This is a genomic window from Actinoalloteichus caeruleus (assembly GCF_049311605.1).
GTDB classification, from domain to species: domain Bacteria; phylum Actinomycetota; class Actinomycetes; order Mycobacteriales; family Pseudonocardiaceae; genus Actinoalloteichus_B; species Actinoalloteichus_B caeruleus.
In genome coordinates this window covers 2,596,897-2,615,982 of sequence record NZ_CP186005.1, presented here as the reverse complement: position 1 = coordinate 2,615,982, position 19,086 = coordinate 2,596,897, and the positions used below count along the sequence as shown (strand labels likewise).

General features: G+C 72.8%; 17 protein-coding genes. 6 read left to right on the top strand and 11 right to left on the bottom strand.

Annotation, left to right across the window (positions count from 1 at the left end; genetic code table 11):
- Positions 1 to 127: 127 nt before the first annotated feature.
- Positions 128 to 952 (bottom strand): type I methionyl aminopeptidase, encoded by an 825-nt coding sequence (map, locus tag ACOJVX_RS11240; protein WP_030225916.1) that lies wholly within the window; start codon positions 950 to 952, stop codon positions 128 to 130.
- Positions 953 to 1,039: 87 nt separating this feature from the next.
- On the opposite strand from map, the gene ACOJVX_RS11235 reads away from it, so the two are divergent.
- Positions 1,040 to 1,309: a helix-turn-helix transcriptional regulator gene (locus ACOJVX_RS11235; RefSeq protein WP_026420194.1), complete on the top strand. Its 270-nt coding sequence runs from the start codon at positions 1,040 to 1,042 to the stop codon at positions 1,307 to 1,309.
- Positions 1,310 to 1,778: 469 nt separating this feature from the next.
- Here ACOJVX_RS11235 and ACOJVX_RS11230 read toward each other — a convergent pair whose 3' ends face one another.
- The 6 genes from ACOJVX_RS11230 to ACOJVX_RS11205 form a co-directional block, all read right to left on the bottom strand.
- On the bottom strand, positions 1,779 to 3,002 hold the full coding sequence (locus ACOJVX_RS11230; RefSeq protein ID WP_422647508.1) for a cytochrome P450: 1,224 nt from the start codon (positions 3,000 to 3,002) through the stop codon (positions 1,779 to 1,781).
- Between the two features lie 69 nt (positions 3,003 to 3,071).
- On the bottom strand, positions 3,072 to 4,301 hold the full coding sequence (locus tag ACOJVX_RS11225; protein WP_030107086.1) for an NAD(P)/FAD-dependent oxidoreductase: 1,230 nt from the start codon (positions 4,299 to 4,301) through the stop codon (positions 3,072 to 3,074).
- A complete protein-coding gene (locus tag ACOJVX_RS11220) occupies positions 4,298 to 4,498 on the bottom strand; it encodes a ferredoxin (RefSeq protein ID WP_026420191.1) in 201 nt (66 codons plus the stop codon). Before ACOJVX_RS11220 ends, ACOJVX_RS11225 begins: the two co-directional genes overlap by 4 nt.
- A 41-nt stretch (positions 4,499 to 4,539) precedes the next feature.
- A complete protein-coding gene (locus tag ACOJVX_RS11215) occupies positions 4,540 to 5,193 on the bottom strand; it encodes a TetR/AcrR family transcriptional regulator (RefSeq protein ID WP_026420190.1) in 654 nt (217 codons plus the stop codon).
- Positions 5,187 to 6,455 (bottom strand): cytochrome P450, encoded by a 1,269-nt coding sequence (locus ACOJVX_RS11210; protein ID WP_051314274.1) that lies wholly within the window; start codon positions 6,453 to 6,455, stop codon positions 5,187 to 5,189. The genes ACOJVX_RS11215 and ACOJVX_RS11210 overlap by 7 nt, the downstream gene beginning before the upstream one ends.
- 398 nt (positions 6,456 to 6,853) lie before the next feature.
- Complete coding sequence (locus ACOJVX_RS11205; protein ID WP_030225923.1) at positions 6,854 to 7,543, bottom strand: TetR/AcrR family transcriptional regulator; 690 nt, start codon at positions 7,541 to 7,543, stop codon at positions 6,854 to 6,856.
- A gap of 207 nt (positions 7,544 to 7,750) precedes the next feature.
- On the opposite strand from ACOJVX_RS11205, the gene ACOJVX_RS11200 reads away from it, so the two are divergent.
- The 4 genes from ACOJVX_RS11200 (at position 7,751) to ACOJVX_RS11185 (ending at position 11,639) form a co-directional block, all read left to right on the top strand.
- Positions 7,751 to 9,205: an MFS transporter gene (locus tag ACOJVX_RS11200; protein WP_422647507.1), complete on the top strand. Its 1,455-nt coding sequence runs from the start codon at positions 7,751 to 7,753 to the stop codon at positions 9,203 to 9,205.
- A gap of 355 nt (positions 9,206 to 9,560) precedes the next feature.
- The gene (locus ACOJVX_RS11195) at positions 9,561 to 10,088 is read left to right on the top strand and encodes a winged helix-turn-helix domain-containing protein (RefSeq protein ID WP_030107093.1); all 528 of its coding nucleotides are present in this window, start codon (positions 9,561 to 9,563) and stop codon (positions 10,086 to 10,088) included.
- A 76-nt stretch (positions 10,089 to 10,164) separates the two neighbouring features.
- The gene (locus ACOJVX_RS11190) at positions 10,165 to 11,247 is read left to right on the top strand and encodes a serine hydrolase domain-containing protein (RefSeq protein ID WP_081715658.1); all 1,083 of its coding nucleotides are present in this window, start codon (positions 10,165 to 10,167) and stop codon (positions 11,245 to 11,247) included.
- The gene (locus ACOJVX_RS11185) at positions 11,247 to 11,639 is read left to right on the top strand and encodes a hypothetical protein (RefSeq protein ID WP_026420186.1); all 393 of its coding nucleotides are present in this window, start codon (positions 11,247 to 11,249) and stop codon (positions 11,637 to 11,639) included. The genes ACOJVX_RS11190 and ACOJVX_RS11185 overlap by 1 nt, the downstream gene beginning before the upstream one ends.
- A gap of 175 nt (positions 11,640 to 11,814) precedes the next feature.
- On the opposite strand, the gene ACOJVX_RS11180 is transcribed toward ACOJVX_RS11185, so the two are convergent.
- Entirely contained in the window at positions 11,815 to 12,483 is a 669-nt protein-coding gene (locus tag ACOJVX_RS11180) for a response regulator transcription factor (RefSeq protein ID WP_026420185.1), read from the bottom strand.
- Positions 12,484 to 13,217: 734 nt separating this feature from the next.
- Here ACOJVX_RS11180 and ACOJVX_RS11175 point away from each other — a divergent pair.
- Positions 13,218 to 14,075, top strand: coding sequence for a DUF4097 family beta strand repeat-containing protein (locus ACOJVX_RS11175; protein ID WP_155886244.1), 858 nt, complete (start codon positions 13,218 to 13,220; stop codon positions 14,073 to 14,075).
- A 166-nt stretch (positions 14,076 to 14,241) separates the two neighbouring features.
- On the opposite strand, the gene ACOJVX_RS11170 is transcribed toward ACOJVX_RS11175, so the two are convergent.
- The 3 genes from ACOJVX_RS11170 to ACOJVX_RS11160 are packed head-to-tail and all read right to left on the bottom strand — an operon-like array spanning position 14,242 to position 18,942.
- The gene (locus ACOJVX_RS11170; RefSeq protein WP_337662032.1) at positions 14,242 to 15,648 is read right to left on the bottom strand and encodes a sensor histidine kinase; all 1,407 of its coding nucleotides are present in this window, start codon (positions 15,646 to 15,648) and stop codon (positions 14,242 to 14,244) included.
- A complete protein-coding gene (locus tag ACOJVX_RS11165) occupies positions 15,645 to 18,197 on the bottom strand; it encodes an FtsX-like permease family protein (RefSeq protein ID WP_422647506.1) in 2,553 nt (850 codons plus the stop codon). The genes ACOJVX_RS11170 and ACOJVX_RS11165 overlap by 4 nt, the downstream gene beginning before the upstream one ends.
- Before the next feature lies 1 nt (position 18,198).
- Positions 18,199 to 18,942, bottom strand: coding sequence for an ABC transporter ATP-binding protein (locus ACOJVX_RS11160; RefSeq protein WP_030107101.1), 744 nt, complete (start codon positions 18,940 to 18,942; stop codon positions 18,199 to 18,201).
- Positions 18,943 to 19,086: the final 144 nt, after the last annotated feature.

Below are 19,086 nucleotides of genomic sequence, written 5' to 3'. Positions count from 1 at the left end.
GGTCGAGTGGGTGCCGCCGCCGGGCGGCGCGTGGTCCGCACGCCAGCCCCGAGGGATCGCGCCCATCCGGCCACCGGGTGCGCCTGGCGCGGGCGGCGGGTCGGAGGAGCCGCCCGCGTCGGACCGGTCAGGCGTCCTTCGCGCCGGGAGGCCCGCCGGAACCGCCGGCCGTCGCGGCGGCCTCGGGTTCGCGCCGGGTGAGCACCCGGGGGCCATCCTCGGTGATCGCGACGGTGTGCTCGGAGTGGGCCGTGCGTGAGCCGTCCGCCGAGCGGATCGTCCAGCCGTCCGGGTCGTACACGATCCGGTCGGTCGTCCGCGCGAACCAGGGCTCCAGCGCGAGGGTGAGCCCGGGGCGGAGCGTCAGGCCACGACCGGCCCGCCCCTCGTTGGGGACGTGGAGGTCCTCGTGCATGGTCCGGCCGATGCCGTGCCCACCGAACTCGGTGTTCACCGGGTAGCCGTAGTCGCGGGCCACCTCTCCGATCGCCGCCGAGATGTCCCCAAGGCGGTTGCCGGGGTGCGCCACCGCGATCGCCGCCTCCAGTGCCTCCTCGGTGGCGCGGATGATCCGCAGGTCCTCCTCGGCTGGCGTGCCCACGATGACGGTGCGTGCCGAGTCGGCCGCCCAGCCGTCGATGCTGACCGCGAGGTCAGCGCTGAGGACGTCCCCGTCCCGCAGCGTGTAGTCGTGGGGGAGTCCGTGCAGGACGGCGTCGTTGACCGACAGGCAGATGACGTTGCGGAACGGTCCTCGACCGAAGGACGGGGTGTAGTCCCAGTAGCAGGACTCGGCTCCGCGCCGCGCGATCATGCCGCGCGCGTGGTGTTCAAGGTCCATGAGGTTGACGCCCACGTCGGCGAGACGGCCGACCTCGGTGAGCACCTCGGCGACGAAACGCCCGGTCACGTGCATGCGGTCGATCTCCGCAGGCGTCTTCAGTTCGATCACGAGCACCTCGCGTCACAGGTAGTGGTATTACTATACCTGCCACCCTAGCACTTGACGGTATACTAATACCAACCCTAGGCTGGGAACATGGTCCGCCACCCGCTCACCCCCGAACAGATCGAAGCCGGCAGGCGCCTCGGAGCCCTGCTGCGGCAGGCGCGAGCGGAGCGGGACCTGACGGACGTCGCGCGCGCGGCCGGCATCTCACCGGAGACCCTGCGCAAGATCGAGACCGGCCGGCTGCCCTCCCCGGGATTCGGCACGATCATCTGCCTCGCCGAGGCGCTGGACCTCTCCGTGGAGCGGTTGGCAGCCACCTGGCGCGGCAGCGGCCTGCCCCTGGGAGCCGTGTCCTAGCCGTTCCCCCCGCGCACCGGACCCCACCGACACCGAGGGCGAGAAGCCGGTGTCCGACCGCGCGGCGGTCCAGGATCGAGAAGGGGAACCAGCGGCTCACCGGGTGCGACGTGCTGGCTGGCTGACGGCCACCGGGCCGAACGTTCCGGTGAGCGAACCGTCGACGCGTGGGACGGCTCGCTCGACACGCGGGGCTCCCGCGAGGGCGGCTCGGCGGAGCGGCGGAAGCAGGAGGAACGGTCCCGGCCCACTCCGCACCGCGTGCCGGGAACGACCTGCCACCGGTGGGTGGCCGTCAGCGGAGCTCCCCGTACGCCTCCCCCGGTGGTCGGCCAGGCACGGCACCTCGGCGGGGAGGCGCCGCCCCCGGCCGCCCCGAGGCGGTTCCCGGCCGGACCAGGGCCGGGCCCGGGCGCGCCCTCCCGGCGGGTGCCGGCCCCGGGGTGACCGCCGGTGACGCACCCGGTGCCTACCAGGTCACCGGGAGCTCGTAGACGCCGTAGACGAAGCCGTCGTGCTTGAAGGGGATGGTCTCGAACTCGGTGGCGAGGCGGAGGTCGGGGAGCCTGCGGTACAGCGTGCGGTAGACGACCTCGAGTTCGAGCCTGGCCAGGGGCTGGCCGAGGCACTGGTGCACCCCGAAGCCGAACGCCACGTGGTGCCGGGCCTCCCGGGTGATGTCGAGCTCGTCGGGGTCGTCGAACGCCCGTGGGTCCCGGTTGGCCACGTCGTTCGGCAGGATCAGCCCCTCCCCCGCCCGCACCGGGCACCCCGCGACCTCCATGTCCTCCACCGCGACGCGGCGCCGCCCGCCGTGGGTGATGTTGAGGTACCGGAGCAGTTCCTCGACCGCCCGCGTCGCCACGGTCGGATCGTCGGAGTCGCGGAGCAGCGCGAGCTGGTCGGGGTTGCGCAGCAGCAGGAGCGTGCTCAGCGCGATCATGTTCGCCGTCGTCTCGTGCCCGGCGATGAGCAGGAGCACGGCCATCTCGGTGGCCTCACGCATGGTGAGGTCCCCGGCCGCCACCCGCCGGGCCAGCCGGGACAGCAGGTCGGCGCCGCCGGGTTCCCCCAGCTTCTCCCCGACGAGTCCCCCCAGGTAGCGGGCCAGTTCCCCGGAGGCCTCCGCCCGCTGCTCCGGAGTGGACTTCCGGTGCACCATCGTCCTGCTGTTCCGCTGGAAGAAGTCGTGGTCGGCGTAGGGCACGTCCAGCAGGTCGCAGATGACCAGGGAGGGCACCGGGAGCGCGAACGCCTCGACGAGGTCGACGGGGCGGGGGCCGGCGAGCAGGCCGTCCACCGCCTCGTCGACGATGCGCTGCACGGCGGGCCGCATCGCGGCGACGTTCTTCACGGTGAAGGCCGACCCGACCATCCGCCGCAGCCGCGCGTGCTCGGGATCATCCATGCCGATGAAGCTGAGACTGGCCCGGCCCGGGGCCGACCGGGGGTAGGTGGGGTGGGTCATGTCGGCGCTGACCCGCCGGTCGGACAGGACGGCGCGTTGGTCGGCGAACCGCGTCACCAACCACGGGGTGGTGCCGTCCCAGAGCCGAACCCGGGCCAGGGGCGTCTCCTCGCGGAGTCGCTCCAGCCGCGGGGGCGGGTCGAACGGGCAGCCCTCCGCGCGGGACATCGGGTAGTCGGGCGCGTCGGCCGGCGGGTGGTTGGCGGGGTCCAGGGTGCTCGTCATCGAATTCCTTCCGTGGCGGGCTCCCCGCCTTCCCTGCGGCGGGGGTGCCGGTGGGGCCGGCGGCGCGGGCTAGGCGGACGTGGGGGCGACGGCGGGTTGGCCGGTGTCCACCGCGGTCGGTGCGGTACGCGCTGGTGGTGGCCCGAGGAGGCGTTGCCGCAGTCGCCTGGCCTGTTTGGGCATGTTCCAGCCGAGGACGCCCACGGGCCGGCCCTCCCGCCGGTAGACGGCCACGAACCCACGGGACCCCAGTTCGCCGTCCTCGACGGTGACCTCGGCGTCGCGGGGCGGCAGGCCGTGGACCTGGAGCCTGGCGTCGAACTGGTCGGTCCAGAAGTAGGGCACGGGGGTGTACGGGCGGTCGGCACCCAGGATGTTCTGGGCGACCACCCCGGCCTGTTCGGTGGCGTTCGTGCGGTTCTCGAGTCGCATGCCGACGCCCAGGCCCTCGTGGAACCAGTGGGCGACGTCGCCGACGGCGTAGACCCCGTCGGCCGCCCGGCACCGGGAGTCGCAGCGCACTCCGCCGGTCAGGTCGAGCCCGCTGCCCGCCAGCCAGTCGGTGTTGGGCACCGATCCGAGGGCCACCAGGACGACCTCGGCCGGGATCTCCTCGCCGCCCTCCAGGGCCACCCCGGTGATCCGCCCCTCCCGGGCGACGAGCCCGGTCACGGCCCGGCCCAACCGGAGCCGCACCCCGTTGTCGGCGTGGGTCCGGCGCAGCAGGCCGGCCACCAGCGGGCCCAGCTGCGCCTCCAGTGGCGCCGCCTGGGGCCCGGTGAGGGTGACGTCGTGCCCGGCGGCGCGGGCGGTCGCGGCGACCTCCGCCCCCAGCACGCCGTCCCCCACCACGACCAGCCGGGTCCCGGGTCGGAGGTCCTCGCGCAGCGCCAGGCAGTCGTCGAGGGTGCGCAGCACGTGGACGCCGGCGAGACCGTCCTGCCCCGGGAACGTCCTCGGTCGGACCCCGGTGGCGAGCACCACGACGTCCGAGCGCAGCAGCCGTCCCGACGCGGTCCGCACCACCCGGTTGCCCGCGTCGAGGGAGACCGCCGGGTCGCCGAGGACCACCCGGACGTCCAAGGCGTCCAGAGCGTCCTCCTGGCGGAGCCGCACCCGGTCCGGTGCCCAGGCCCCGGCGAGGACCTGTTTGGACAGCGGAGGCCGGTCGTAGGGCGGGTGGGTCTCCGCTCCGAGGAGGGTGACCCCGTCGGTGTACCCCCGGCGGCGCAGGGCCTCGACCGTCGCGAGCCCGGCGGCGGACGCACCGACGACGAGCACCTCCGCCGGGGTGTTCACGGAGCTGTCCGCAGGGTGATCGCGGCGGCGGGGCAGACGTCGGCGGCCTCGCGGACGGCGTCGTGCAGCTCGGCCGGCGGTTCCGCGTTCAGCAGGACGACGACGCCGTCCTCGTCGCGCTGGTCGAACACGTCGGGGGCCGCCAGCACGCACGATCCCGCCCCACAGCACTTGTCCTCGTCGACGGACACCTTCATCGTTCTCGCTCCTTCGTCCTTCGTGGTGGTGGGTGGTCTCCTCAGCCGGTGGCCGAGGTGACGGGTGCGTACCAGAGCCCGACGATGGCGTCGACGAGCGCGGCCGCGGCGCCGTCCCAGGTGGCCTTCGGGGTCGGCCTGCCGTCGGCGAGGGCCGCCTCCCGTTCGGCGCACAGGTGGGACAGGAGGGTGCGGGCCATCACCCCGCGTTCGAGGTGGACCGGTAGTGGCAGGGTGGGCAGGCAGCGGTTGAAGCCCTCCACGATGCGACGCAGGGCCTCCGTGGTGAGCGCGTCCTCCATGATGATCCTGCGCAACGCGGGGTCGGTCAGCGCCTGGGCGCTGAAACGCGCGTACCAGGAGGGAGTGCCGAGCCGGTCCAGGTGGTCGGTGAACGGCCACACCAGGCACGCCACCCAGTCGCGCGCGTCGTGGCTGCCCTCGATGCGGGCGAGCATCCGCTCCCTGGTCGCCTCGATGGCACGGGAGTGCCTGCCGATGATGGCCCGCACCAGCTCGGTCCTGCTCCCGAAGTGGTACCCGACGGCGAAGTTGTTGCCCTGGCCGGCCGCCTCACCCACCTGCCGGTTGGAGACGGCGGAGATCCCGCGTTCGGCGAAGAGCCGCTCGGCCGTGGTCAGGATCAGCTCCCGGGTGTCCTCCGCGCGTCGGGTCCCGTGTCCCGTGGTCACCATCGAACCGGTAGTTCCTGGAGCCCGCCGACCACCAGCCCCTCCACCCGCGCCAGGTCCTCGGGGGCGACGGCGAGCTCGAGCGTGGGGAGGCGGCGCAGCAGCACGGAGAGCACGGCCTGGAGTTCGGTGCGGGCGAGGGACTGCCCGAGGCAGGAGTGGCCGCCCGCTCCGAAGGCGAGGTGCGTGTTGGGGCTGCGGGTGAGGTCCAGCTGGTGGGCGTCGGGGAAGACCCGCTCGTCGCGGTTGGCGGCGCTGAGGTTGCAGACGACGGTGGTGCCCCTGGGCACGAGGGTGCCGCCGACCTCGGCGTCCTCGGTGATGTAGCGGGGGATCCCGAAGCCGCCGTTGGCGTCCATGCGCAGGAGCTCCTCCACGGCGGTCCGCACGAGGGACGGGTCGGCGACCAGCGCCTCCCAGCGTCCCCGGTCCACGAGCAGCATGCCCACCATCTTGCCGATCATGTTCGACGTCGTCTCGTGGCCGGCGACCAGCAAGCCCTGCGCCGTCGCCAGCAGCGCCTCGTCCGGCATGACGTGCCCGTGGGTCTCCGCGGTGGCGATCAGCTCGCTGATCAGGTCCTCCCCCAGGTTCTCCCGGGTGGTCGCGATGTGGCCGACCATGTAGGCGCGGAACTCGGCCTGCGCCGCGTCGATCTCGTCCTGCTCGTAGCGGGTCAGGCTCAGCAGGGTGTTGGACCAGTAGGCGAAGCGGTCCCGGTCGGCCTCCGGCACGCCGAGCATGTCGCAGATGACCCAGACCGGCAGCGGGAAACCGACCATCGACCTGAGATCGGCGGGAGCGCCGTGCTCCAGCATGGCATCGACCAGGCGGTCGGTCATGGCCTCGATCCCCGGGCGGAGCTGGGTCATGCGCTTGGCGGTGAACCACTTGCCGACGAGCCGCCGCCACTGCTGGTGGGTCTCCTCGGGCATGGCGCTGGCGAGTGCGCCGTTGAAGACCCCGCCGGACTCGTTCGCCGCGATGCGGGCGGCGTCGGGGGCGTTGAGGTGGCGGGTGAACCGGGGGTCGGAGAGCACCTGCCTGACGTCGTCGTACCGGGTCAGCAGGGAGGCCGTGTCGCCGCTCGGCAGGGTGACCGGGGCGACCGGGCACCGCCCTCGCAGTTCGGTCCACTCCGTCGGTGGTTCCAACGCGGCCGGGGCCGGGATGGGGTAGTCCAGCTTCTGGTCGGCGTCGCCGAGTGCCACCGCGTCCTCCTGGGTGTCGATGTCCTCCGGTCCAGCTAAACGAAATCCCCCCATTGAGTCAAGCGACTGACTTACGACTTCTGGAGGTGATCACCATGACACAGGGTGACGGCAGCACCGCGGACAGGTCCAGTCCCCCGAGCCGAACGGTCCAGCCCCGCGGCGACCGGATCGCCCGGACCACTACGCCCCGAGGGGGTGACCGGGCACCACCATCCCCTTCGGACCTCGGTCGAACCGGGCACGCCGACACCACCACGGGGGACGGCTTCCACGGGCTGAGCCTCCTGAGCACCACCCGGATCGGGGCCCGCGCGGGGAAGCAGCTCAACCAGGGACGCGGGCCGCGCCGCCGGGTGTCGGGACCTCGCGGGAGCACCCCGGCCACCACCGCCCACCCGTCCCAGCCGGACGTGGAGGACCGGTGCCGGGCGGGCACCCGAGGGCCGCGATCACAGCCCCGGCGGCCTCGGCCGGGAGCGCTCACCCGCGTGGGGCGCCGTCCACAGCCCGACGATGGCGTCGACGAGACCGGTGGCGGCTCCGTCCCACCCGGCACGAGGGGTGACCTCTCCTTCGGCCAGCGCCCGCTCGCGTTCCGCGCAGACGTGGAGGATGAGGTGTCGGACCATGTCCGCGCGGTCCGCCCGCACGTCGGGCGGGACCTCCGGGAGGCAGGACGACAGCTGGTCGAGCACCTCGCGCAGCGAGGGCGAGGCCAGGGACTCCTCCGCGAGGACGGGGCGGAAGGCGGGATCGGTCATCACCTGCGCGGCGAACCGGGCGAACCAGGTCGGCCCGTCCAACGAGGACAGATGGGAGGTGACCGGACGCACCAGGCAGTCCACCCAGTCGCGGACCTCCCGCGAACCCCGCACGGCCGAGACACACGCCACCCGCAGCTCCTCGATGGCCTCGGTGTGCCGGCGGGCGATGGCGCGGACCAGGTCGGCCTTGGTGCCGAAGTGGTAGCCGACCGCCGCGTTGTTGCCCTGCCCCGCCGCCGCGCTGATCTGGCGGTTGGACACCGCGTACAGGCCCTCCTCGGCGAACAGCCGTTCCGCCGTGGCGAGGATCTGACGTCGCGTGACCTCGGCCTGCGCCGCCCTCGGTCGCCTGTCGACATCCGCCACCACGGTCACCACCCTACAGGCAGCTCACGGGGTGTTCGGACCCTCGATCTTCGATCCCCCACCCCGTGCCCGACCACCACTCCGACGATCCGGTCCGACATCGTGACCTCCCTGGTCTCCGCCCGGTGACGCCCCAGTGAATCCGGCGGGACTAGGCTAAGTCAAGCAACTGATTTAATATCGGTTCGCTCCCCTCTTCCCGACGGAGGCTCCGCCATGTCCACCGCACCCGTCCGCTCCGCCGACCCGACGGACCGACCACCGGCGAACACCGTGGTGGCCGTGCTCGCCTTCTCGGGCATCGTCGTGTCGCTCATGCAGACGGTCGTGATCCCGCTCGTCCCGCAGTTGCCCAACCTCCTGGGAGCTCCCGCGGCCGACACGACCTGGGCGATCACCGCGACCCTGCTCGCCGCCGCCGTCGCGACGCCGACCATGGGCCGTCTCGGTGACATGTACGGCAAACGGCGGATGCTGCTGATCAGCCTGGCGCTCCTGGTCGCGGGCTCGGTGGTGTGCGCGCTCAGCGACAGCCTGTCGCCGATGATCGCGGGACGTGTCCTCCAGGGGTTGGCCTCCGGGGTCATCCCGCTGGGCATCAGCATCATGCGCGACGAACTGCCCGCCGAGCGGCTCGGCTCGGCCACCGCGCTGATGAGCGCCTCCCTCGGCGTGGGTGGCGCGCTGGGCCTCCCCGCCGCGGCCCTGCTCGCCGAGCAGTTCGACTGGCACGTCCTGTTCTGGACGGCGGCCGGCCTGGGGGCGTTCGCGCTGGTCCTGGTGCTGGCACTGGTCCCAGAGTCCTCGGTGCGCTCGGGCGGCCGCTTCGACCTCGTCGGCGCGCTTGGCCTCTCGGCGGCGCTGGTCTGCCTGCTCCTGGCCATCTCCAAGGGAGCGGACTGGGGCTGGGGCAGCGGAACCACCACGGGCCTGCTCGCCGCCACCGCCGCCCTGCTGGCCGCCTGGGGCTGGTGGGAGCTGCGGACCCCCGGCCCCCTGGTGGACCTGCGCACCAGCGCGCGTCCACCGGTGTTGATGACCAACCTGGCCTCGGTCGTGTTCGGCTTCTCGATGTTCGCGATGTCGCTGGTGCTGCCGCAGTTGCTGCAACTGCCCACCGGTACCGGTTACGGACTGGGCCAGTCGATGGTGGCGGTCGGCCTGGTCATGGCGCCCTCGGGGCTGGTCATGATGGCGATGGCACCGGTGTCGGCCCGGATCTCCCGGACCAGGGGGCCGAAGACGACCCTGATCGTCGGGGCACTCGTCGTGGCGACCGGCTACGCGCTGAACCTGCTGCTGATGACGGAGATCTGGCACCTCGTGCTGGTGTCGAGCGTCATCGGCGCCGGCGTCGGCCTGGCCTACGGCGCGATGCCCTCGCTGGTGATGGCGGCGGTTCCCGTGACGGCGACGGCGGCCGCCAACAGCCTGAACACGCTGATGCGCTCGATCGGCACCTCGGTGTCCAGCGCGGTGGCGGGGGTGGCGCTCGCCCGGATGACGATCTCGTTCGGGTCCGACACCCTGCCGTCGCAGGACGCGTTCCGGTTGGTGATCGCGATCGGGGCGGGTGCGGCCCTCACGGCCGCCGCCGTCGCGGCCCTGATCCCCGGCCGCCGACCCACCCCGGCCACCGACCGGCCGGCCCCAGTCGCAGCCCGAGGCTGAGGGACCACCTCCCCGTCACCCATCCCCTGGTGCGCCCGGAGGCCGTCGCTGATCGCCCGGCCTCCGGGTTCGTCGCTGGCACGCGGACTTCCCGGGTCCCGCTGGCACCCCACACCGGACATGGCACCGGGCCGCACCCCTTCCTGGGGTGCCCGCCCTCGGAACGTGACCGCCGACCAGCACGGGGAAGTACGTACTTGTTGAACATGGAGATCCCCACCTCGCCCGGGGATCGGCGCCGATCAAGCCCGCCCACCACCAGGTACACCGAAACCAGCGCCCCTGGCCATCGTCAGCCCCCTCCCACGACACCCACCAGTTGCAAAAAGTACGGACTTACGTAATACTCGTGGCCATGACGGACGAATCCGGGTCCACCGAGGAGCGCCTCGCGGCCCTGGAGGAGAGGGTGCGAGCCCTCGAAGCCCGCTGGGCCGAGGACGCCACCTCGGCCCCTGAGGCAGCGGACCTCGCCGAACGGTTCTGGGTGCTGCGGGGCCTGCGCCAACGGATGCCCGCCGACGCCGGAGGGCTGGTCTACGCGGGCGTCCTCCGGGACGCCGCCACTCCGGTGGAGTGGCAGTACGGGCATTCCTCCGAGGAGCTGTTGGCACTGGAGAGCCCGGACGCGGAGTCCACAGCGGACCGCCTCGCCGCGCTGGGCTCACCGGTCCGGCTGCGCCTGCTCCGCGAGGTGCTCAACGGCGTCACCAGCGCGGCGGAGCTGGCATCGCTGGACTCGATGGGCACCAAGGGGCAGGTCTACCACCACGTCCGCATCCTGACCGCCGCCGGCTGGTTGCGGTCGGTGGGCCGAGGCGCGCTGGAGGTTCCGCCCGCCAGGGTCATCCCGCTGCTGCTCGCCCTCGCGGCGGCGCGCTGACGACGCGTTCCCGCCGCCGACGCCGTCCACACCCAGGTCCCACGACATCCGCGCACCGACACCAGGGGGAACAGCCATGCCTTCGTTACCGCTACCCGCCCGCTCCTCGACCGTGGTCGCGCTGGTCACCACCGCCGCGCTGAGCATCGGGATCCACACCGCGCCAGGCCCGTCCCAGTTGCCCGAGGACGCGCACGGCGGGCGAGAGCTCACCGACCTCGTGCTGGAGATCGCCGGCGAGGACCACCGGGCGCTCGCCGCCGCCGTCGTGACACCGGAAGGCCGCCACACGACCGTCATCGGCACCGACCACGACTCCCGTTTCGAGGCCGGTTCCATCACCAAGGGCATCACCGGCCTGCTGTTGGCCGACGCGATCGACCGGGGCGAGGTCACGGCGGACACCCGCGTCGGGACGCTGCTCGACCAGCTCGAGGGCACCCCGGCCGGGGAGGCGACCCTGGCGGAACTGGCCACCCACACCTCCGGACTGCCACCGCAGATCCCCTCCCGCCGCCAGTACCTGCTGAACCTGTGGGCGAGTTGGACCGGATCGTTCCCCTACCCGTCGAGCACCGAGGACCGGCTCGCCGAGGTCGCCGAGCTCGCGGCGGACTCCGAACCCGGCACCTACTCCAACGTGGCGTTCGAGGTCCTGGGAGCCGCGCTGGGCGAGGTCGCCGGCCAGGACTACCCGGAGCTCGCGCGGGACCGGGTCCTCGACCCGGTCGGCCTGGCCGACGCGCACATCCCGACCAGCCCGGCCGAACTGGACCGGCGGGACCTCCTCGGGGAGGACGCGTCCGGTCGGACCGTCGCCGCCTGGGCGGGCGAGTCGATGGCACCCGCGGGTGGCCTGCGGATCCACGCCGACGACCTGGCCGTCCTGCTGTCGGCGTTGCTGGACGGGACCGCACCGGGCATGGACGCCCTCGAACCCCGTGGTGAGCTGGGGCCCGACCGGATCGGCTGGGCGTGGATCACCACCGAGACCGAGGACGGACGGCAGGTGGTGTGGCACAACGGCCACACGTCCGGGTTCGCCGCGTTCCTCGGGGTCGACCGGGAGGCGGGGACCGGGGTGGCCCTGGTGTCCGCGACCGGGCAGTGGGTCGACGCGGCAGGCTGGGAACTGCTGGCGAGGTCGGGAGAACTCTGATGGAGGCACCCCTGCTGGGCGCGGTCCCCGCCCTCGTGGCCCTCGTGTTCATCGGGGTGCTCCTCACCAGGGCGTGGGGTCGCGGGAAGGCCGCGGCCAGGGACAGGTACGCCCTGGTGAGCGGAACGGTGGACGCCGTCGTGATCGCCTCGGTGGCGCGGGTGCTCGTCGCACCCCACGGCATGACGTCCTGGGGGTGGGCGATCAGCTGGGGCTGGGTCGCTGCCTGCGGCGCGATCGGCGTCGGGGTCGCGGGCGCCTGCCTGCGCTGGCGGTCCTTGCCCTGGGACGCGCCCACCAGGGCGGACCGCGCTCCCCGCCCCCGCCTGCGCGGAGTGCTCAGTGGCGCCTACGTGGCGGCGGGCGCGGCACTCGTCGTGCTCGTCAGCTAGTCGGCGTCATTCGGCCCACGGACCGGGCGCGCGCTCGCTCACCGGTCCGCCCCGCCGTCGCACGCCACCGCGTCCACCCCGGCGGCGCATCCGCTCCAGGCGCATCGGGTAGTCGACTCGCCCCCGATGGCTCCGCGCCCGCTGAGGTGAGGGAAACCCCGGTCGACCGCCTCGGTCAGGCGTCCCGCAGGTAGGTCAGCACCGCCAGCACCCTGCGGTGACCGTCGTCCGCGTTGAGCCCGAGCTTGTGGAAGATGTTGCCCACGTGCTTGGCGACGCCGGCCTCGCTGATGTGGAGTTGCCGCGAGATCATGTTGTTGGTGCCGCCCCGGGCCATCAGCCCGAGCACCTCGAGTTCCCGGGCCGTCAGCGCGGCGAGCGACTGCTGCTTCCGGCGGTCGGACATCATCTGCCTGACGACCTCGGGGTCGATCACCATCCCGCCGCCGGCGACGCGGCTGATCGCCTCGGCGAACTCCCCGACCTCCCCGATCCGGTCCTTGAGCAGGTAGCCGAGGCCGGCGGTGCTGGTCCTGGTGCCGCCGAACAGTTCGACGGTATAGGCGGTGGCGACGTACTGGGAGAGCACCAGGACGGCCAGATCCGGATGGTCACGCCGCAGCCTGACGGCGGCGCGGAGTCCCTCGTCGGAGTAGCCGGGGGGCATCCGCACGTCGGTGATGACCAGGTCGGGCCGGTGTTCGTCGACCGCGGCCACCAGCCCCTCGACGTTCTCCACGGCGGCCACCACCTCATGATCGAGGCGGGTCAACAGTCCGGTCAGCCCCTCCCTGATCAGGAGTGAGTCCTCCGCGAGGACGATTCGGACGGGACGACTGGACATCGGTGCTCCACCGTGGACGCTCGGGACGAGGGGTACGGATGATCACGCACAGTATGCCCGTCAGCTACGTTCACCCTTGTGTCGGATCCCGCGTCCAGGTGAGCCAGCTGCTGGTTCGCCGTCGTCGTGAGTCCACCTCATCGCAGGAGCGGTCGGCACGGCACCACCCACGTCCTCGGGTACCGGTCCTCGGCCGTCGCGGGCGCCGGCCACCAGATCCGGGACCGCCGGTGCGTCGGACTTCCCCCGCCCAACCTGATCGTCGGCCGCGGTGATCCTCGGACCAGGAATGTCCTCCCGGTCCGATCCGAGTCCGAGATCGCACACGTTGGCGTACTGCCAGTCGGCCGCGGTCGTGGTCGTGAAGCGATTCCTCGTGCTCGGCACGACCGCGCCCTGGGCGCGTTGGCGACATCGAGCCGCGGGCGGCGAGCGGCTATCGCCGCCCTGACCGGTCCCGGTCCGCCCGCTCCCGTCGGCTGGTCCCGACTGGAAGGCACCTGACCTGCCGGTACTCCACGCTCATCCGCTCCTGCCCGAGTGGCGGCGGACCGCTCGCGGGAATGGCGCCGTCGACGCGGTAGAGGATGTGGGACAGCCGTGACTACAGCAGGCTATACCCGCGATTCGGGGTTTTCCCGGATTCCTCGGCGGTGGGTGCGACGCTAGTTTGATTCCCTGTCCCCCGAAACGCGGAAGGGGGAAAGGAAATCGGGCGGAGAAAGGGAGAAGGAATGGGCCACAAGGCGGCTCCGCCAGTGATGGCCATCGCGCTCGTGGCGGCGGCTGCCGTCTCGGCCGGCTGTTCGCCCACGACGAACCAGGAGACGCTGACATCCAGCCACGAGTTCCCGCTCACCGGCGAGCGCCTCATCGTCGAGGTGGTCGGCAGTGCGGTCGAGCTTCGCGAGTCCGATGTGGACTCGGTGAGCTTCGACCAGTACCTCGGTGGTGCCGCGGCCAGCGAGGGCAACGCCAGCTGGACGGTGGAGCGCGACAGCCTCCTGGTGGAGACCACCTGCACCGGTTTCACCCCCGGCTGTTCGGGCCGCTACGCCATCACCGTGCCCGTGGGCACCGCCATCGAGCTGACGGGGCGGGGCCGGAGCGTCACCGTGACCGGCCTGACCGGCCCGGTCACGGCCAGTCTCGACAACGGCACAATCGACGTTTCCGACACCTCGGGCGACCTGGACCTCGCGGCCCGCTCCGGGCACATCAGGACGGACAACACCTCGGGTTCCCTCCGGGCGAGCATCACCACCAACCACATGGAGATCCGGAACGCGAGGGGGCCGCTGGACCTGAGCAGCGAGTCAGGCAACCTCGTCGTGCGGGGCATCAGGTCACCGGAGGTCACGACCAACACCCGGAGCGGGGACGCGAGGCTGGTGTTCGCCGAGGCGCCCCGGCGGGTGAGGGCCACCTCGGCGGGAAGTGGCGACGTGCACGTGGCACTGCCATCGGGGCAGGAGACCTACCAGGTCGTCACCGAGGCCCGGCGGCTGGAGTCGGACGTGGATCACGACCCCGCGAGCGACCGGCTGATCTCCGTGGCCGGAAGCACCGTTCGCCTGACTCGGGACGCGTGACCCGGCCCGGGTCGACCGGGTCCACCCGGGGCGCCGACGAGGTCCGCGAAGCACGATGCCGCCACGGGCCTCAGCCGCGGTCCAGCGGGGTGCCGGGCGCGGGAGCCTGCCCGGAGGGGCACCGCGCTGCCCGGTTCCGGGTCACGGCACCGAGCCCGGGTGGTGGTCAGCTCGCACCGGCGGCGTCGCCGGTGCGGGGCGGCGGGCAGGGGATGGTGACCGTGAGGGTGGTCGGTCCCCCGGTCGGGCTGGTGACCTCCAGCCGACCGTCGACGACCGCGACCCGGTCCTGGAGCCCCACGAGCCCGGTTCCCAGTCGGGTCGCGGACGCTCCTCCCACCCCGTCGTCGGTGACGGTGACGGTGAGCGTTCCCCGGTGCAGCCGACCGGTCACCTCAGCCCGCTCCGCCCGGCTGTGCTTGACGACGTTGGTGAGGGCCTCCCGCACCACGAAGTAGGCGGTCGCCTCGATCGAGGGCGGCAGCCGACGTCCCAGTTCGACATCGACGGTGACCGGGACCGGGCACCGTTGCGCGAGGTCCTCGACCGCGGCCCCGAGGCCGAGATCGGTGAGCACCCTGGGGTGGATTCCCCGGACCAGTTCACGCAGTTCGGTGAGCGCCGCCCTGGCCTGGTCGTGGGCCTCGTCGACGAGGCGGACGCCGCGCTCGTCCCCGGTCCTGGCCATCTCCAGCCTGGCCATGCCCAGGCTCATCATCAACGCGACCAGGCGTTCCTGCGCGCCGTCGTGGAGGTCCCGCTCGATGCGCCTGCGTTCGGCCTCGAACGCGTCCGCCAGTCGCATCCGCGAGGTGCGCAGCTCCCGGACCCTGGCCCCCAGTTCCTCCTCGGTGGGGGACAGCAGCAGTCGGGTCAGGGCCGCCTGCCCGAGGGCGATCGCCGAGGCCAGGTACAGCGACACCGGGGTCAGCACGAGGCCCAGCGCGGCCCAGCCCAGCGCCCCGGAGGCGGGGTCGTCGACGCCGAGGACGACGAGCAGGACGGTCAGGCCGAACCCGCCAGCGAGCAGGATGAGCCCCACCGCGTTGACGACGGCGAGCGGGAAGGCGACGACGAGGGCGTAGGCGAGCTCCCGCCACGTCGCTCGTTCCCGCAGCCGGCAGGTCAGCCACGGCCGGAGTCCCGACTCCGCCGGGGGGCGGTGCGCCGTCCGCAGGGGCAGGGAGTGGGAGTCCTCCACCAGTCGGAGCCGGTACCGCTCCACCACCGCCATCGGGATGCCCAGCAGCATTCCCCCGACCAGCAGGGGCACGCCGACCGCGACGGGAGCGAGGAGCAGGCCGAAGAACAGCGACACCGCGAACAGCACCAGCAGAACGGGCCCGCAGGCCGCTCCGACGGCGAGGTAGGCCAGTGAGCGCAGCGGCCACCAGGAGAACAGGAAGCGCAGCGGGTTACCGGTCAGCGCGGCGGCGAGGCTGGCGGGACGCCGGGAGGCGCGACGCCCCGGGTGGGCTGACGCCTCCCCGGTGCCCTGGCCACCGCCGGCACCCCCCGGGGTGCCCGGTTCCACGTCCGTCTCCGCCGGTACCTCGGTGGGCCTCGCGTTCACGGTCCCGCCCCCGCTCGTCCACGTCCGAGCAACGCGACCGGCAGCAGGCTCGCCGGCAGCGCCACCAGCAGGCAGGCCCCCGCCACCACGCCCAGGTCGCCCCACGGGATCGCGAGGTGCGCGGCGTCGACCGTCCTGGCCAGGGCGAGGTACACGCCGGTCCAGCTGACCGCCGCCGCGAGCACTCCCAGCAGCGCTCCGGTGAGGACCACCCCGACAGCCTCCCAGCTCATCATGCGGACCAGCTGGGCGCGGGTGGCCCCCGAGTCGCGCAGCAGGGCGAGTTCCGGGATCCGCCCGCCGGCCGACATCAGCAGCGTGTTGGCGATGGCGATGCTGGTGTAGAGCACGGCCATTCCGATGAGGACGAACGCGAACACCCGGCTCTCCTGGGCGTTGTCCACTTCCCGTTCCCACAACCAGCGCGCGCCCGGCGTGGCGACGGCTCCGACGGGGGCGAGGGCGTCGTTCAGCTCGGTCAGGGGGTCGTCGTCGGCCGGGGTGCGGTCGAGGGTGAGGTACAGCTCGGCGGTCATCGGGTCGCGGGAGTGCTGGGCGACCAGCTCGGGGATGACCAGGATCTCGGGGAGGTCGACCGAGTTCCGCAGCACGGCGGCGATCCGCAGTTCCCGCACCCGGCCGTCACCGAAGTGCACCGGGACGACCTGCCCGTGTTCCCACCCGGTGTCGTCGAGGACTGGTTGGGAGACGACGACGCTCTCCCCGTCAAGGGTCGCCGGGTCCCCCTCGGTGACGTCGAGCCGGTAGGTGTGCCGCACCGCCGTGGGGTCGACGCCGCCGATGGTGGTCGCCCGGGCGTAGGTGGCGGTGGGCACCCAGCCCCGGGTGCGGGTCACCGAGGCGAGCCCGACGACCTCGGGCGCGGCGCGGGCCACCTCGGCGGCTTCCGGTGGCAGGCCCGTCGCGGTGGTCGAGTGGACGATCACGTCGGCGGCGAGGTTGCGTTCGCTGTCCCGGGCGGTGGTGGCGCTGGTGATGCTGGTGGCCCCGAAAACCGTTCCGGCCAGTGCGACGGTGACGATCACCGGTGCCGTGGTCGAGGCCGTGCGGCGCATCCCGGTGCGCAGGTTGCGCGACGCCAGGAATCCGCTGGACCTGCTGAGCGAGGCGAAGGGGGTCACGACGATCGCCGCGAGGGCGGGCACGAACAGCGGTGCGAGGCTGACCAGGGTCAGGACGAGGAACACCGCCAGCAGGAAGGAGAAGACCACCACCCCGTCGGCGGCCGCGGTGGGCATCGTCGACGCGATCAGCGCGCTCAGTGCCGCGCACACCCCGGTGGTGATCCAACGGCCGCGGGTCATGCGGCTGTCGTCGAGCTGGCCGAGTCTCGGAGGTTCGGTGGGCGAGACGCCACTGCCCCGCCGGGACGCCCCGACGACACCGGCCAACGCGACGAGGAGCCCGAGGACGAACGCGAGGGCCAGCGGACCGGGTGCTGTGGGCGCGTGGAACCCCGGCGGGGCGGCCCCGGCGTCGACGAGCAGCGCGGCGACCTGGCCGGCGGCCGCCGCTCCGAGGAACACCCCGACGGCGGAGGCCAGCGCGCCGAGGATCAGCGCCTCCCCGACGAGCATCACCCGGAGCTGCCGGGCGGTGGCCCCCAACGCTCGTAGCAGGGAGAGCTCCCCGGTGCGTTGGGACACCGCGAACCCGAAGGTCCCGGCCACCACGAAGGTGGACACGAACAGCGCGATGACGGCCATCATCGCCAGCAGCGCGGTGATGTCCTGGGTGCCCTGCTGGTAGATCTCGTCCTGGGCGACGCCGCCCTTGGCCGGCCCGTGCAGCACGCGGAGCCCCTCGTCGGCGAACTCCTGGCGGATCGTCTCGGCGAGCCGGGCGGGGTCCTCCTCGGAGAACACCCCGAGGGCCACGGGGAGCTGTCCGTCGGGGACGAGCGACGCGGCGGTGGCGTCGTCGAGGAGGACCGTGGCCTCCCCGGGTATCCCGGTGCCACCGGGTGGTTCGGCCACGCCGACCACCTCGACGTCCTGGCGGCCGGTGGGGGCGGAGATCCGGAGCGTGGACCCGACGGTGATGCCGTCGGCGTCGGCCAACGACCGGCTCACCACGGCCTGCGCGGGTGCCACCGGTTCCTCTCCCTCCACCACGGTGAAGGGGGTCAGAGGAGCGTTGGACCAGGGTGCGCCGACCAGGTCCCGGAAGGGGGTGTCCGCGTCGTCCTCGGAGATCAGGCCGAGCGCGAAGGAGCCGTCGGCGACGACGTCGGTGACCCCGGGGGTGGTGCGGAGCCGGTCCGCGACCTCCGGGTCAACGCCCCGTTCCTCCCGTGCCGTGGGGTGCACGGTGCGATCGCCGACCTGGACCGGCACCTCCTGGTCGGCGCGGACGACCACGGCGGCGGCATCGTAACGACCGATCCCACCGAGCCCGGAACCGCTGGTGGAGGCGGAGAGCAGCTGGCCGGTGGAGGCCAACAGGGCGACTCCCAGGCAGAGCGCGACGAAGGACCCGACGAGCAGTCCTCGCCTGGCCCAGAGCGTGTGCAGCGCGACCCTCAGCATGTCACCCGCCCAACGTCGTCATCTGTTCGGCGACGGCGGCGGCCGAGGGGGCGACCAGTTCGCCGTGGACCTCCCCGTCGGAGAGGAAGACCACGCGGTCCGCCCACGCGGCGGATACGGGGTCGTGGGTGACCATGACCACCGTCCGCGAGTGCCGGTCCGCCGCGTCCCTGAGCAACGCCATCACGTCCCGGCTGGAGTTGGTGTCGAGCGCTCCGGTCGGTTCGTCGGCGAAGAGCACGGACGGTTCGGACACCAGCGCCCGGGCCACCGCGACCCGCTGCTGCTGGCCCCCGGAGAGCTGCGCCGGGCGCGCGGTGGCCCGGTCGGCGAGGCCCACCTGGTCGAGGACGAGTTCCACGTCGGCCCGCAGCGGGCGGCGGCCGGCCAGTCGCATCGGGAGTTCGACGTTCTGGCGGACGGTCAGCGCGGGCAGCAGGTTGTAGGACTGGAAGACGAAGCCGACCCGGTCCCTCCGCAGGCGGGTGATGTCGGGTTCCCCGAGCACGCTGATGGTGGTGCCCGCGAGGACGACCTCGCCCTCGGTTGGCCGTTCCAGGCCGGCGAGGCAGCGCAGCAGGGTGCTCTTGCCCGAACCGGACGGCCCCATCACGGCCGTGAAGGACGCCCGGGGGAAGCTGACGGTGACGCCGCGGAGCGCGGGCACCCTGTTCTCGCCCTTCCCGTACACCTTCCGGAGTCTCGACCCCCACAGGGGGACATCCTCCGTGACCTCCGGCTCCATCTGACCTCCCGCGTAGCACCACGCTGTTCGCGAGATCGAGTCAATCAGCACGGGGCCGGGAACTCACTGGAGTACGCACTCCACTTGCTGGTAGAGAGAACCCGACCACGCCGCCCCGAATCTGGTGGACGGTCGTGGTCGGGT

Coding starts and splice junctions, on each gene's coding strand:
- ACOJVX_RS11235 (WP_026420194.1), top strand. CDS start 1,040: ATGGTCCGCCACCCGCTCACCCCCGAACAGATCGAAGCCGGCAGGCGC.
- ACOJVX_RS11230 (WP_422647508.1), bottom strand. CDS start 3,002: ATGACGAGCACCCTGGACCCCGCCAACCACCCGCCGGCCGACGCGCCC.
- ACOJVX_RS11220 (WP_026420191.1), bottom strand. CDS start 4,498: ATGAAGGTGTCCGTCGACGAGGACAAGTGCTGTGGGGCGGGATCGTGC.
- ACOJVX_RS11215 (WP_026420190.1), bottom strand. CDS start 5,193: ATGGTGACCACGGGACACGGGACCCGACGCGCGGAGGACACCCGGGAG.
- ACOJVX_RS11210 (WP_051314274.1), bottom strand. CDS start 6,455: ATGGGGGGATTTCGTTTAGCTGGACCGGAGGACATCGACACCCAGGAG.
- ACOJVX_RS11200 (WP_422647507.1), top strand. CDS start 7,751: ATGTCCACCGCACCCGTCCGCTCCGCCGACCCGACGGACCGACCACCG.
- ACOJVX_RS11195 (WP_030107093.1), top strand. CDS start 9,561: ATGACGGACGAATCCGGGTCCACCGAGGAGCGCCTCGCGGCCCTGGAG.
- ACOJVX_RS11190 (WP_081715658.1), top strand. CDS start 10,165: ATGCCTTCGTTACCGCTACCCGCCCGCTCCTCGACCGTGGTCGCGCTG.
- ACOJVX_RS11185 (WP_026420186.1), top strand. CDS start 11,247: ATGGAGGCACCCCTGCTGGGCGCGGTCCCCGCCCTCGTGGCCCTCGTG.
- ACOJVX_RS11180 (WP_026420185.1), bottom strand. CDS start 12,483: ATGTCCAGTCGTCCCGTCCGAATCGTCCTCGCGGAGGACTCACTCCTG.
- ACOJVX_RS11175 (WP_155886244.1), top strand. CDS start 13,218: ATGGGCCACAAGGCGGCTCCGCCAGTGATGGCCATCGCGCTCGTGGCG.
- ACOJVX_RS11165 (WP_422647506.1), bottom strand. CDS start 18,197: ATGCTGAGGGTCGCGCTGCACACGCTCTGGGCCAGGCGAGGACTGCTC.
- ACOJVX_RS11160 (WP_030107101.1), bottom strand. CDS start 18,942: ATGGAGCCGGAGGTCACGGAGGATGTCCCCCTGTGGGGGTCGAGACTC.